This window comes from Roseiarcus fermentans (assembly GCF_003315135.1).
GTDB classification, from domain to species: domain Bacteria; phylum Pseudomonadota; class Alphaproteobacteria; order Rhizobiales; family Beijerinckiaceae; genus Roseiarcus; species Roseiarcus fermentans.
This window is the reverse complement of the sequence record NZ_QNRK01000031.1, coordinates 30,206-43,823: the sequence shown is the minus strand read 5'-3', so window position 1 is coordinate 43,823 and position 13,618 is coordinate 30,206. Positions and strand designations below refer to the sequence as shown.

Genomic DNA, 13,618 nt, shown 5'->3' with positions numbered 1-13,618 from the left:
CGGGGGGACGTGGCGATCCAGGGGGCAGGGCCAAGGCCTGCCGTATGCGGGGCGTCGCGCGCTTCAAGATCGGCGCTGGCGGCCCCTGGATCGCCGCGTCGCCCTTCGGGCTCCTCGCAATGACGGCGGGAAGCGTCATCGCCCCACCTCGGGTTTTGACGACCGCCCGTCATTCCCAAGGCGCCCCAAGGCTTGGGAGTTCCATCAATTCTCATTCGCAAACATACGCCCTGTTGGCAATATTCCACGACCATAAATTGTGGTCATGCGCAGGTCGCTGGACCGTGCGGGCCAGGCGCGCCGTCGGCGCGGCTGCGCCCCCGGGCTTCGCGTCTACTGTCCTTGGCCGCTCTGGCCCGCGACGCGCCCGATGAGCGCGCCCGGCAGTCGCCTCAGATAGTCGAACGCGTTCGTGAGCTGGCCGACCGACTGCGCGGCCAACGAGGCGGGCGGCGGCGGGGCGACCGGCGCGGCTTCGGCTGGATCGGGCGCCGGCTGATCGACGGGCAAAGCCGCCGCCTTCTGCGGCGACGCCGGCCGCGGCGGCGGATACGGCGTCTCCGCCGCTCTCGCCTTCAGGGGCTTGTCCGCGATCTTCTGCGCCGACGCCTTGTCGGGCGTCGGCTTCGTCGCCGGCTCGACCTTCCCCGCCGGCGACCTTGGCGTGTCCGCCCTGACGCCGCCCGCGGGCGTCGCCTTGTCGTGCGGCTTCGGCGCTTCGCTCGCAGGCGGCGCGCCGGCCGCAACGGCGGGCTTTGCATCGACGGGCGTTGGGTTCGGCCCGACCGGGCCGCTCCGGACGGGTTCGGGGGCAGGCGGTTGCGGCGCCGTCGAGGCCTGGGCCGGCTGAGACGCCGCCGGCGTGTCGGCCGGTCTCGCCGCCGTCGCGTTCGAGCCGTCGGCGGGCCGCAGACCGTCGCGCGGCGCCGTTGCAGCGCCCGGCGCCTCGGCGTCGACGGCGGCGCCGGAGCCGCCGGCCGGCGCCGGATCGGAGCGGCGGTCGTCGGTTCCCGGCGCGCCCGGGACGACGCTCGACGTCTGCCGGGTCGGGGCTTCGGCGAGCGGCCGTTTCGGCGTCGGAGCGGACGGCATGAGCGCGAAACCCGCGCCCGCGACCGCCGCGCCCGCGAGCGCCAGCCCGGACGACACGATGAGCCGCCGTCGCAAGGGACGGCGCGCCGGCGTCCCGATCGGAGCCTGTCGCGGGCCGCGGTTGTCGGCGACCGATCCGGCGGCGCCGTCGCGCTCCCCGGCGATGTCCGCGCCGTGGCGCGGCTCCGCCGCGGCGGCGGATGCGGACCCGGGCGACTTCGACAGCAACGGAAAGCCCGCCGATTCCAGCGCCTGCTCGAATTCGGCCAGCAGGTCTTGCGCGTTCGGTTGTCGCCCGGCGCCGGGGGGCCTCTCGACCGGCCCGGGTCTGTCGCCTCCGGTCGGCTGGGAGCTCATGTCAAACTCCAGTTCTCATCATGCGCGACATGCGCGACCGCTCCCCGCCCGGCGTTATACCGACGCCGTCCGAAGAAGGGAAACCATGATGTGTCTCGACGCCTCGCTCGGGCGCCGAACAGGCGATTGCGACGGCGGCGTCAGCGTTGCGCCCGCCCGATTGCGGCGGCGGGGCGGAAGCTCGTCGGGGCGCTCTTCGTTCGAGCGCCGCGGCAACGCCGCCGACGCCATGGCCGCTCACATGGGAGCGGCCATGGCGTCCTTGACGCACTTCTTCACGAACGAGGTCCTGGCCGCGCCGTAGAGCTTCTTGTCGGCGGCCTGTCCATCGCAGGCGGTCCGTTCGCATTTCGTCAGGAAGCTGGTCTTGGCGGCGCCCGCGAGCTTCTTGTCCATCGACTGGGTCATGCAGGCGTCGTCGGCGAAGGCGAGGGTCGACGCGCCGGCGAGGCAGAGGGCGAGCGCGGCGAGCGCGAAAGTCTTGATCATGGGTTCGTCTTCCGAGAATCCGACCGTCTGGGATGCGGCCGGCGACGAGGATAGCCGCGCCCGGCCGATCTGGCGAGACGCGCGGCGGCGCGCGGGGAGAACCGTCAGCGGAGGGCGCTTGGTTTTCCGATTCTTTCGACATTGTCTTCCGATTTAGAGAAATCAGGAGTAGCATCGGAATCGCCGCGCCGCCTCGCGCCTCGCGACGGGGCTGCCGGCTGGCGCGTCCGGGCGCCCAAGACGCGCGCCATGCCGTTGAGCGCTGCGATCGCCGCTCGTGCGCCCGACTTGGGAGATACGGCCGCCCGGAAAATCCAATGCAAATGGCTGAAAACACTGAAAACCGACTCGGGAACGGGGCCGCGGCCGCGTCGCCGGCGAGGGTCCGCCGAGCGGCCGTTCGGCGTCTTGGGGGCCTTGTCCGCCGGGGGCGGCGACCGGTGACGCTGCGACAAAAAGTGACGGCGGCCGTCTGAATTCGCTTGTGCGGCGCCGGGACAGGCGGCACTGGAGACCCGGCAGCGGCGGGGGCGTCGCCGTCGCAAGCGAAAAGGCCGCAGGCGCGCCGTCTGGCGCCAGCGGCCCGCGAACGCTAGATAGGATCGCGACGCGGACGCTGCACCGCGATCCGAGGGAACCGCGGGCGGCGATGAAAGCGATCGACTGGATTTTGGCGACACTGGCGCTCGCGGCGTTGGCTGCGGGGGCGCTCGGGCAGGCCGGCGTTGTGCATCCGCCGGCGCCGCCGATCGCCTTCGTCGTGGCCGCCGCCGTTCTGGTCGCGCTGCTCGTCATCCGCTGGCTGCCCTTGCGGGTCCGTCGCCCGGTGGTCTTCATCGTCACCTTGTGCGCGCTCGCGGGCCTGACCGTGGGCCTGGCCTGGTTCCAGTTCGTCATCAAGCCGGCCATGCTCAAGGGCATCATGGCCGCGGCCTTCGCCCCGAAGCCCACCACCGTCTCCGTCTCGCCCGCGACCATGGAGCAGTGGCCGCCGGCGCTCACCGCGATCGGCACCTTGCGCGCCTACCAGGGCATCTTCATCGCCCCGCAGGTGGCGGGCGTGATCACGGCGATCCACTTCGAGTCGGGGCAGGACGTCAAGGAGGGCGACCTGCTGATCAACCTCGACGATTCGGTCGAGCAGGCCGACCTCGCCGCGGGCCAGGCGCAATTGCGCAACGCCGAGGCGACGCTCGCGCGGCAGAAGACCCTGGTGCTCGGCGGCAATACCCCGCAGGCGACGCTCGATTCGGCGCTCGCGGCGCGCGACAGCGCCGCGGCCTCGGTGCAGCGCACCCAGGCGGTGATCGCGCAGAAAGCGATCCGGGCCCCGTTCCCCGGCCGCATCGGCATCCGCAACGGCGACGTCGGCCAGTTCGCCGCGGTCGGCACGCCGCTCGCTTCGCTCACCCGGCTCGAGCCGATCTACGCCGACTTCCCGGTGACCGAGGACGCGCTCGCCACGATCGCGGTCGGGCAGGACACCGCGATGACCGTCGCCCCGTTTCCCGGCCAGACCTTCCAGGGCAGGATCAAGGCGGTCGACGCCCGCGTCAACGCCGATTCCCGCAACATCACGATCCGCGCGGAATTCGCCAACCCGGACCGGCGCCTGCTGCCCGGCATGTTCGCCAACCTCACCGTGACCACCGGCGCGCCCCGGGAGGTCCTGACCCTGCCGCGCACCGCGATCGTCTACAGCCTTTACGGCAACAACGTCTTCGTCGTCGCGCCGGCGCCGCCGCCGCCGGCCCCGTCGGGGACCGCCTCGGCGGCGGCGCCGGCCGCGCCGGGCGGCCTCGTCGTGGAGCGGCGGTTCGTCCGCCTGGGCGCCGTCCGCGGCGAGCGCATCGCGATCACGGACGGGGTGAAGGAGGGCGAGCGGGTCGTCGACGCCGGCCAGATCAAGCTGCAGCCGCACATGCCGGTGGTGATCGACGACCGTCCGGCCCTGCCGCCGCCGGCCCAGACGCCGCTGCAGTGAGCCGGACCGCCCGATGAACGCTTTCACCGATCTCTTCATCCGCAGGCCGGTGCTGGCGAGCGTGGTGAGCCTGCTCATCCTGCTCGTCGGGCTCATGTCCGCCTACAAGCTGCAGGTCCGGCAGTTCCCGAAGACCTCGAACACGACGATCACCATCACCACGACCTATCCGGGCGCGGCCGCCGACGTCATCAAGGGCTTCATCACCACGCCGATCGAGCAGGCGGTGGCGAGCACCGAAGGCATCGACACCCTGGTGTCGAGTTCGCAGCAGAACGCCTCGACCGTCACGCTCAACCTCCGGCTCGACGCCAATCCCGACCGGGCGATGGCGGACGCGCTGTCCAAGGTGAACCAGGTGCGCGGCATCCTGCCGCGCGAGGCCAACGATCCCATCGTCGTGAAGCAGACGGGGCAGGGCTTCGCGCTCATGTACCTGAACTTCAACTCGGCGGTGATGACGTCGTCGCAGATCACCGACTATCTGACCCGGGTCATCCAGCCGCGCCTGCAGACCGTCGACGGCGTCGCCAACGCCCAGATCCTCGGCGGCCAGCTGTTTTCGATGCGCATCTGGCTCGATCCGACCCGGATGGCGGCGCAGGGCGTCACCGCGACCGACGTGCGCGCGGCGCTGCTCGCCAACAACTTCACCACCGCCGCGGGCGAGGTGAAGAGCGACTTCACCCAGATCAGCGTCGACGCGCTCACCTCGCTCGACAGCCCGAAGGCGTTCAGCCAGATGGTGATCGCGACCCACGGCGACGCGCTGGTGCGGCTCGGAGACGTGTCGACCAAGATCGACCTCGGGCCGCAGACCTCCGACTCGTCCTCCGTGTTCGACGGCCTGAAGGCCGTGTTCATCGGCATTTACGCGACCCCGGAAGCCAATCCGCTGACCGTCATCGACGGCGTCAACGCGATCATGCCGAGCATCCAGCAGCAGCTGCCGGAAGGCCTCAACGCCACCATCGCCTACGATTCGACCAAGTTCATCCGCGCCTCGATCCGCGAGGTCGCCAAGACCCTGGTCGAGGCCGCGGTCATCGTGATCGTGGTGATCTTCCTGTTCCTCGGCAACCTGCGCTCGACCTTCATACCGATCGTCACCATCCCGCTGTCGCTGATCGGGGTGATGATCGCGCTCTACGCGCTCGACTATTCGATCAACCTGCTGACTCTGCTGGCGCTCGTGCTCGGCATCGGTCTCGTGGTCGACGACGCGATCGTGGTGGTGGAGAACATCCACCGCCATATCGAGGAGGGCATGACGCCTTTCGATGCGGCGATTCGCGGCGCGCACGAGATCGCCCTGCCGGTGGTGGCGATGACGATCACGCTCGCCGCCGTCTACGCCCCGATTGGATTCGTGACCGGCGTGACCGGCGCGCTGTTTCGCGAGTTCGCCTTCACCCTCGCGGGCGCGGTCATCGTCTCCGGGTTCATCGCGCTGACCCTCTCGCCGATGATGTGCTCGAAGCTGCTGCGCCACGACCAGCATCAGAGCTGGTTCGCCCGCCTCGTGGACCGCACCTTCGACCGCCTGCGCCAAGCCTACCAGCGGCGTCTGCACGCGACGCTGAACTTCCGTGCGCTGACGGCGCTCGTCCTGGTGGGCGTGCTCGCCCTGACCGCCGTCATGTACCGCTCGACGCCGCAGGAGCTCGCGCCCGAGGAGGACCAGGGCTTCCTCCTGACCCTCGCCAAGATCCCGCAGGTCGGCAACCTCGACTATCTCGAGGCGGCGACGAGCCGGCTCGTCGACGAGATCAAGGACATTCCGGAAGTGGCGCATTCGTTCGTCATCAACGGCGCCGGCGGCGTGCGCATGGCTTTCGCGGGCCTGATCCTCAAGCCGTGGGACGATCGCGAGCGCAACCAGAAGAAGGTGCTCGCCGACCTCGGCCCGCGCTTCCTCAAGGTGCCGCAGGCGAAGGTCCAGGCGTTTTCACCGCCGGCCTTGCCGGGGTCGACCGGCGGCGCGCCGATGCAGTTCGTCATCCGCACCACCGGCGACTACCAGACGCTCGCCGACGTCGCGGAATCGATGCAGCAGGCGGCGCGCGAGAGCGGGCTCTTCCTGTTCACCGACGTCGATCTCAAGTTCGACACGCCGCAGTTCAAGTTCAAGGTCGACGCCGACAAGGCGAACGCCATGGGCATCAACATGGCCGAGGTCGGCAACGCCCTCGCGACCATGCTCGGGGGCAATTACGTCAACCTGTTCAGCCTCTACGGGCGCAGCTACCAGGTCATCCCGCAGGCCCCGCGCGAGTTCCGGCTGACGCCCGACTGGCTGACCCGCTACCAGCTGCGCACCCGCAACGGCGAGCTCGCGCCGCTGTCGGCGATCGCGAGCGTCACCGACGAGGTTCAGCCGAACGCGCTGACGAGCTTCCAGCAGCTGAATTCGGCGACCATATCCGGCGTGCCGTTTCCGGGCCGCACGCTCGGCGAAGCGCTCGATTTCCTCAAGGCAAAGGCCAAGGCGAGCTTCCCCGAGGGGTATTCGTACGATTTCGGCGGCGATTCGCGCCAGTACGAGCAGGAGGGCAACGCGCTCGTCTATGTGTTCGTGTTCGCGCTGATCGTCATCTATCTCGTGCTCGCGGCGCAGTACGAGAGTTTTCGCGACCCGCTGATCATCCTGATCGCCCTGCCGACGGCGTTGTTCGGCGCGCTGCTGCCGCTCAACGTCGGCGGCGTCCTGGGGTTCGCCAGCATCAACATCTATTCGCAGATCGGCCTGGTGACCCTGATCGGCCTGATCTCGAAGCACGGCATCCTGATGGTCGATTTCGCCAACCGCATGCAGGAGCGGGGCGGCATGTCGCGCCGCGAGGCGATCGAACACGCCGCCTCCGTGCGCCTGAGGCCGATCCTGATGACGACGGCCGCCATGGTGGTCGGAGTGATCCCGCTGATCGTCGCCACCGGGGCGGGCGCGGCGTCGCGATTCAACATCGGATTGACGATTTTCGCCGGCATGTCGATCGGAACCTGCTTCACCCTGTTCGTGACGCCGATGGTTTATACGCTTCTCGCCCGCGACCACGCGGCGTTGATCGCGCGGGAGCGCGCGGCCGGGCATCTCGCGCCGGGCGGAGAGGAGCCGCCGCCGGCATAAGGACGCTTCGGCCTCAGGTTGGGCTTCGAGCGACGGGATCGGGGTAAGGAGGCGAGGACCGCATGACCTATCTACCGAGCCTCTTCGCCGTCGCCGGGCTCTATCTGGTCGCCGTCGCGAGCCCCGGTCCCAACTTCCTGATCATCACGCAACTCGCCCTGAGCGGCGAACGCCGGCTCGCGCGTCTCGTCGCCTGGGGGGTCGCGACCGGTTCCGTCATTTGGGCGCTGCTCGCCATGTTCGGCGTCGCCGCGGTTCTGGCGAGCGTCGGTTGGCTGTACCTCGCCGTCCGCCTCCTCGGCGCGGCCTACCTGATCTGGCTCGGGGTGAGGCTGCTGCTCGGCGCCGCCCGCCCGCGGGCCGAGCCCATCGGGCGAACCGCCGCGATGCGGCCCCTCGCGGCTTGGCGGGCGGGACTGACGACGAGCCTGACGAATCCGAAGTCCGGCGCGTTCTGGACCAGCGTGTTTGCGACGACGTTCCCCGCCGACGCCCCGGTCTGGTTTTTCGTGGCGACCGCGGCGACGATCGCCGCCCTGTCCGTCGGCTGGCATTTGGGGCTTGCGACGACCTTCGCCTCGAGCCGCATCCAGGCTCGATATCGGCGCTTGCGTCGCCCAATCGATGCGGTCTCGGGGGCGATCCTGGTCGCGTTCGGTCTTCGACTCGCGACGGCGAGGTAGCGACGTTCCGGGACGAAATCGCCGCGGCGCGAGCGAACCCGGGTCCGGGGTTACGCGCGGGGGGCGTGACCCAGGCGCGCGCGCGCCTTCGCCGCCAGCCGCGGCGACTCCCCCTCGGACATCGCCCGGCTCGGCATGACGATCGGCGCCCCCGCGCGGGTCCAGAGATAGACGAGCCCGCCGGCTTCCTCGGCCTCGACGCAGTCGGCGAACAGAATCCGCCGGGGCGCCGCTCCGCCGCTCTCGCGGACCGCGGACTCCTCGATCGTCACCGTCACCCGGCGGCCCGAGAGCAGCCGTTCGACCTCGGCGCGTCCCCTGTTGCGCGCCCGCCAGATCCGCCGGTGCGTCACCAGCCGCTGAACCATGAAGGCGAGAGCCGCGAGCACGAACACGGCTTCCCCCGCGCGCCGGCTGATCAGGTCGGTCTTCGCCAGAATCGCGGCGAACAGCAGCGTCAGCACGAACGCCGCCAGCGGCGCGTGGTGACTCGCCGTCAGGCCGCCGCCGAGCGCGTCCCGCAATCCGTACCGGGCGGCGACCGCGTCGAGTTCGCCGGGCTCGAGCGTGAAGACATAAGGCCCGTGCGCTTCCTGCCCGTCGGGCATCAGGGCTCGCCGGGCGCCTTGGCGTCGATGGCGAGCGCGTGCAGGCCGTCGGCGAACTCGGCCGGCAGAAGGTCGTAGACCAGGCGGTGACGTGCGACCCGGTTGAGGCCGGTAAAGCGCGCCGAAACGATTCGGATGCGATAATGCGTGCCGCCGCCAGCCTGGGCGTGGCCGGGTCCTGTCCGAACCCCGGCATGACCGGCGTGCCGGCCGGAGTCGTCGATGACGGTCAGATCCACCGGCGCCAGCGCTTCCGTCAAACGCCCGATAATTCTATCCTCCATCGTCATCCGCCCGCACTCCCGCTCGCCCGCCCGCACCCCCAAATAGCCGAGGGCGGCGCCCGGCAGAATGTTTTTCTTTGACCCGGGCCGCTGGACCGTCGACGGGCAGGGGAAGAGAAGGAATTGGGACTTGCCCGGTGACGACCGCACTCCTAAAGGTCATGACATGGATCTGAATTCTCCCCTGTTCGACCGCATCCGGGTGAAGCCGGCGAAGAGCGCGCCGGAAAAGCCTAAGGCCAAGATTCTGTGCAGCCATCCCGGTTGTCAGGAGGAAGGCGTGTTTCGCGCGCCGAAAGGGCGGGAGCGCGAAGGGGAATACTTCACCTTCTGCAAGGACCATGTGCGCGAGTACAACGCCACTTACGACTACTTCAAGGGCATGGACGACGAGTCGATGGCGAAGTTCCGCCAGGCGGACGCGATCGGCCACCGCCCGACCTGGAAGCTCGGCGACCGGGCGGCCGCGAGCCACGTCGACGAGACCGTGTTCGCCGAAGCGCGCGCGGCGCGGCGTCGCGGGCTGAAGGGCAAGGCGCCGCAGACCGAGGCGGCGCCGCGCTACAACGCGCTGGCGCTGAAGGCGCTGATGACCCTCGAGCTGGACGGACAGGCGACTCAGGCCAGGATCAAGGCGCGCTACAAGGATCTGGTGAAGCGGCATCATCCCGACGCCAACGGCGGCGACCGTTCGTCCGAAGACAAATTGCGCGAGATCATCCAAGCTTATAACTATCTGCGGGCCAACAAGCTGGTCTGACGCGCGGGAATCTCGCCCGCCCTTCGCGACTTCGAAGGGGGCGGCTTTTGCCATGCGCCGGATTTGGTTAAGAGAGAGCCGCGCCGGCCATCGGGACGGAGCGTGGAGGACCGATGAATTCGAGAGAAACGGCGACGCCGGCGCAGCCTACCCCCGGTCTTCCCGATGCGCGGGTTTCCGTGCGGAAGGTGTTTGGGATCGAATCGGACATGGAGGCGCCGGCGTATTCGGTCGCCGAAGAGCATGTGCCCGACCTCGACCCCGACTATCTGTTCGACCGCGACACGACGCTCGCGATCCTGGCGGGGTTCGCCTACAATCGCCGCGTCATGATCACCGGGTATCACGGCACCGGCAAGTCCACCCACATCGAGCAGGTCGCCGCCCGTCTCAAGTGGCCGTGCGTCCGGATCAATCTGGACAGTCACGTCTCGCGCATCGATCTCGTCGGCAAGGACGCCATCGTCCTGAAGGACGGGATGCAGGTGACGGAGTTCCGCGACGGCATGCTGCCATGGGCGCTGCAGAACAACATCGCGCTCTGTTTCGACGAATACGACGCCGGCCGGCCGGACGTCATGTTCGTCATCCAGCGCGTGCTCGAAGTGTCGGGCAAGCTGACCCTGCTCGATCAGGCGCGCGTCATCCGCCCGCATCCGGCGTTCCGGATGTTTGCGACCGCCAACACGGTCGGGCTCGGCGACACCTCCGGCCTCTATCACGGCACGCAGCAGATCAACCAGGGCCAGATGGACCGCTGGTCGATCGTTGCGACGCTGAACTATCTGCCGCACGACAAGGAGGTCGACATCGTTCTGGCGAAGTCGCCTGCGCACCGCGCCAGGAAGGACGGCCGCGACGTGATCAACAAGATGGTGCGCGTGGCGGACCTGACCCGCAACGCCTTCGTCAACGGCGATCTGTCGACCGTGATGAGTCCGCGCACCGTGATCACCTGGGCTGAGAACGCCGACATCTTCAAGGATGTCGGATTCGCCTTCCGCCTGACTTTCCTCAACAAATGCGACGAACTCGAGCGCACGCTGGTGGCCGAGTTCTACCAGCGCTGCTTCGGTCAGGACCTGCCCGAGAGCGCGCTGAACGTGGCGCTGAGCTGAAGCCTTTTCGAGGACCCGCCGATGGGTCGGAGCGCGGTCGTTGACGTGAGCCGAGCGCCCGCCAGGGAAGCGGACCCGTATTCCTGGGCGCGGCGGCAGGCCGACCTGTTGCGCGCCGGTCGGCTCGGGGAAATCGATCCCGCCGGCCTCGCGGAGGAGATCGACGACCTGGGCGAGGAGCAGTACGACAAGCTCGAAAGCGCGCTGCGCGTCGTTCTTCTGCATCTGCTGAAGTGGGACCATCAGCCGGAGCGGCGAAGCCGAACGTGGGCGGCTTCGATTCGCGAGCAGCGCCGGCGGGTCCTGCGACGGCTGCGCAAGAACCCGGGGCTGAAGTCCCGCCTCGAGGAGGCGCTCGCCGATGCCTACGAGGATGCGTGTGACGAGGCCTCGGGCGAAACCGGTCTGCCGCTGACCGACTTCCCGGTTGTTCGTCCCTACGAATACGCCGAGTTCATGGACCGGCCGGTCGTCTGGCCCGGCGACGAATAGGGGCCTCGGCGGATTGTCGTATTGCGCGCAACGCGCAGTGGCCCTTTAGAAGCGCGGTCGCGAGCCGATTCGCGGCGGCCAGATTCCGATTCGTGGACTGAATTCATGCGCGTGCTTGCGATATCCGGCAGTCTTCGCCAAGGCTCGTCCAACACGGCCGCTCTGGAGGCGCTGGCGCGTCTCGCGCCGGACGGGATGCGGGTGCTCGTCTATCACGACATCGCCCGGCTGCCGCCATATAACCCCGACGACGATGTCGAGGATCAGCCGAAGCCGGAACTGGTGGTGACCTTTCGCGCGATCGTCGGGGCATGCGACGCCATCGTGATCGCGACGCCGGAATACGCCCACGGCGTGCCCGGCATGTTCAAGAACGCGCTCGACTGGCTGGTGGCGAGCGAGACCTTCGCCGGCAAGAGGGTGGTGCTGATCAACACCTCGCCGCGCGCCTTTCACGCCCAGGCCAACCTGCGCGAGATCCTCGCCACCATGGCGGCGCGCCTTCTGGCGGACGCGTTCATCACCCTGCCGCTGACGAGCAAGACCATCACCTGCGAGGAGATCGTGGCCGATCCCACCTGTTCGCGGCGGCTCGGCCACGTCCTCGACGCCTTGCGCGAGGCCGTGCAGGAGTCCTGACCTTCGGCCATTGCACGCGACTGCGCTTTGGCCTTATGGGGTCGCATGCATCACGACCTCGTCCTCATCGTCGACTTCGGCTCGCAGGTGACGCAGCTCATCGCCCGGCGCGTGCGCGAGGCGGGCGTCTATTGCGAGATCCACCCGTTCAGCAAGGCGGAGGACGCCTTCGCGCGGCTCGCCCCAAAGGCGGTGATCTTCTCCGGCGGCCCCGCTTCCGTCCCGGAGGCGGGAAGCCCGCGCGCTCCACAGGCGATCATCGACGCGGGCGTCCCGATCCTCGCGATCTGCTACGGCCAGCAGACCCTTTGCCAACAGCTCGGCGGCCGGGTCGAGGGCGGCCACGCCGCCGAATTCGGCCGCGCCGACGTCGAGGTTCTGGCGACGAACGCCCTGTTCGAAGGCGTCTGGGAGACCGGCCGGCATTATCCGGTGTGGATGAGCCACGGCGACCGCGTCACCCGCCTGCCGGACGGCTTTCGCGTCTACGCCGTCTCGGACAACGCGCCCTACGCGGTCGCCGCCGACGAGGCGCGCCGCTACTACACCACCATGTTCCACCCCGAAGTCGTCCATACGCCCGACGGGGCGAGGCTGATCGCGAACTTCCTGCACAAGGTCGCCGGAATCGCCGGCGACTGGACCATGGCCGCCTTCCGCGCCGAGGAGGTTTCCCGCATCCGCGCCCAGGTCGGCAAGGCGCGCGTCATCTGCGGCCTCTCCGGCGGGGTCGATTCGGCGGTGGCGGCGGTGCTGATCCACGAGGCGATCGGCGATCAGCTGACCTGCGTCTTCGTCGACCACGGTCTCATGCGGCAGGGCGAGGCCGACGAGGTGGTGGGCCTGTTCCGCGGTCACTTCAACATCCCGCTCGTCCACATCGACGCCGCCGACGAATTTCTGAGCGCGCTCGCAGGGCTCGACGACCCCGAGGCCAAGCGCAAGACCATCGGCCGCCTGTTCATCGACGCGTTCGAGGCCGAGGCGCGCCGCATCGCCAGCGACGGGCGCGGCCCGGTCGAGTTTCTGGCGCAGGGCACGCTCTATCCCGACGTGATCGAGAGCGTGTCCTTCACCGGCGGCCCCTCGGTGACGATCAAGAGCCACCACAATGTCGGCGGCCTGCCCGAGCGCATGCGGATGAGACTGGTCGAGCCGCTGCGGGAACTGTTCAAGGACGAGGTGCGGGTCCTGGGCCGCGAGCTCGGCCTGCCCGAGGCCTTCGTCGGCCGCCACCCGTTCCCCGGACCCGGCCTCGCGATCCGATGCCCCGGCGGCGTCACGCGGGAAAAGATGGACATCTTGCGCCAGGCCGACGCGATCTACCTCGACGAGATCCGCAAGGCCGGGCTCTACGACCGGATCTGGCAGGCCTTCGCCGTGCTCCTGCCGGTGCGCACCGTCGGCGTCATGGGCGACGGCCGCACCTACGACAGCGTGGTGGCGCTGCGCGCCGTGACCTCGGTCGACGGCATGACCGCAGACTTCTACCCCTACGACATGGCCTTCCTGGCCAGGACGGCGACCCGGATCGTCAACGAGGTCAAGGGCGTCAACCGGGTCGTCTACGACGTGACCTCGAAACCGCCCGGCACGATCGAGTGGGAATGAAGGGGATATTGCCGAGCGGCCCAGGCTAGCGTGGCGGATCGCGGAATCGTCGTCAGAGAATTTGGGGCGCGAGGAAATCGGTCGGCGATGTCGCGTTCGCCGACCGGGGGCCCCGTCGCGGCCGGCCCCGACCCGTCTCCGGTACGATCTCCCCTGGCGGTCGTCCGCGCCACGGCCGACGGAGGCCGCAAGCACGCCGTCTCCGTCGCGACTTGTCCGAAACCGACCGAACAAGAAAGAAATGTGACGCCTGCGCGCTTCGGCTGTTGACACCGCTCACTGCGGATGTAAACAGCGTGCCGAATTCAGTGGAAGTGACCGCCGGCAGGCGGCGGGCCGCTGCGGGTGGGCTCGAGCCGGGAGCATGTCGCGTG

At 69.0% G+C, this 13,618-nt stretch carries 12 protein-coding genes; 8 read left to right on the top strand and 4 right to left on the bottom strand.

All coding sequences use genetic code 11. From position 1 onward, the window contains the following. Nucleotides 1–333: 333 nt before the first annotated feature. Both DFR50_RS22995 and DFR50_RS22990 read right to left on the bottom strand, forming a co-directional pair. The gene (locus DFR50_RS22995) at nt 334–1,449 is read right to left on the bottom strand and encodes a hypothetical protein (protein ID WP_113891606.1); all 1,116 of its coding nucleotides are present in this window, start codon (nt 1,447–1,449) and stop codon (nt 334–336) included. Nucleotides 1,450–1,686: 237 nt separating this feature from the next. Then, nucleotides 1,687–1,938 carry a hypothetical protein gene (locus tag DFR50_RS22990; protein WP_210209010.1) on the bottom strand — a complete coding sequence of 84 codons (252 nt, stop codon included), beginning with the start codon at nt 1,936–1,938 and terminating at the stop codon, nt 1,687–1,689. Nucleotides 1,939–2,587: 649 nt separating this feature from the next. On the opposite strand from DFR50_RS22990, the gene DFR50_RS22985 reads away from it, so the two are divergent. From DFR50_RS22985 to DFR50_RS22975, 3 genes are all read left to right on the top strand, one after another. Then, nucleotides 2,588–3,922 carry an efflux RND transporter periplasmic adaptor subunit gene (locus DFR50_RS22985; protein ID WP_245428068.1) on the top strand — a complete coding sequence of 445 codons (1,335 nt, stop codon included), beginning with the start codon at nt 2,588–2,590 and terminating at the stop codon, nt 3,920–3,922. A 13-nt stretch (nt 3,923–3,935) separates the two neighbouring features. After that, the gene (locus DFR50_RS22980; RefSeq protein ID WP_113891605.1) at nt 3,936–7,049 is read left to right on the top strand and encodes an efflux RND transporter permease subunit; all 3,114 of its coding nucleotides are present in this window, start codon (nt 3,936–3,938) and stop codon (nt 7,047–7,049) included. 62 nt (nt 7,050–7,111) lie between these two features. Beyond that, on the top strand, nt 7,112–7,732 hold the full coding sequence (locus DFR50_RS22975; RefSeq protein WP_113891604.1) for a LysE family translocator: 621 nt from the start codon (nt 7,112–7,114) through the stop codon (nt 7,730–7,732). Nucleotides 7,733–7,782: 50 nt separating this feature from the next. On the opposite strand, the gene DFR50_RS22970 is transcribed toward DFR50_RS22975, so the two are convergent. After that, nucleotides 7,783–8,340 carry a hypothetical protein gene (locus DFR50_RS22970; protein WP_113891603.1) on the bottom strand — a complete coding sequence of 186 codons (558 nt, stop codon included), beginning with the start codon at nt 8,338–8,340 and terminating at the stop codon, nt 7,783–7,785. Continuing rightward, a complete protein-coding gene (locus tag DFR50_RS22965; RefSeq protein WP_113891602.1) occupies nt 8,340–8,630 on the bottom strand; it encodes a BolA family protein in 291 nt (96 codons plus the stop codon). The genes DFR50_RS22970 and DFR50_RS22965 overlap by 1 nt, the downstream gene beginning before the upstream one ends. 160 nt (nt 8,631–8,790) lie before the next feature. Here DFR50_RS22965 and DFR50_RS22960 point away from each other — a divergent pair, with 160 nt between their 5' ends. The 5 genes from DFR50_RS22960 (at nt 8,791) to guaA (ending at nt 13,244) form a co-directional block, all read left to right on the top strand. After that, entirely contained in the window at nt 8,791–9,384 is a 594-nt protein-coding gene (locus tag DFR50_RS22960; RefSeq protein WP_113891601.1) for a DnaJ domain-containing protein, read from the top strand. 113 nt (nt 9,385–9,497) lie between these two features. After that, entirely contained in the window at nt 9,498–10,502 is a 1,005-nt protein-coding gene (cobS, locus tag DFR50_RS22955) for a cobaltochelatase subunit CobS (protein WP_113891600.1), read from the top strand. A gap of 45 nt (nt 10,503–10,547) precedes the next feature. Beyond that, nucleotides 10,548–10,994: a DUF29 domain-containing protein gene (locus DFR50_RS22950; RefSeq protein WP_245428066.1), complete on the top strand. Its 447-nt coding sequence runs from the start codon at nt 10,548–10,550 to the stop codon at nt 10,992–10,994. Nucleotides 10,995–11,099: 105 nt separating this feature from the next. Further along, nucleotides 11,100–11,633 carry an NADPH-dependent FMN reductase gene (locus tag DFR50_RS22945; RefSeq protein ID WP_113891598.1) on the top strand — a complete coding sequence of 178 codons (534 nt, stop codon included), beginning with the start codon at nt 11,100–11,102 and terminating at the stop codon, nt 11,631–11,633. Between the two features lie 45 nt (nt 11,634–11,678). After that, nucleotides 11,679–13,244 carry a glutamine-hydrolyzing GMP synthase gene (gene guaA, locus DFR50_RS22940; protein WP_113891597.1) on the top strand — a complete coding sequence of 522 codons (1,566 nt, stop codon included), beginning with the start codon at nt 11,679–11,681 and terminating at the stop codon, nt 13,242–13,244. The last annotated feature ends 374 nt before the right edge of the window (nt 13,245–13,618 follow it).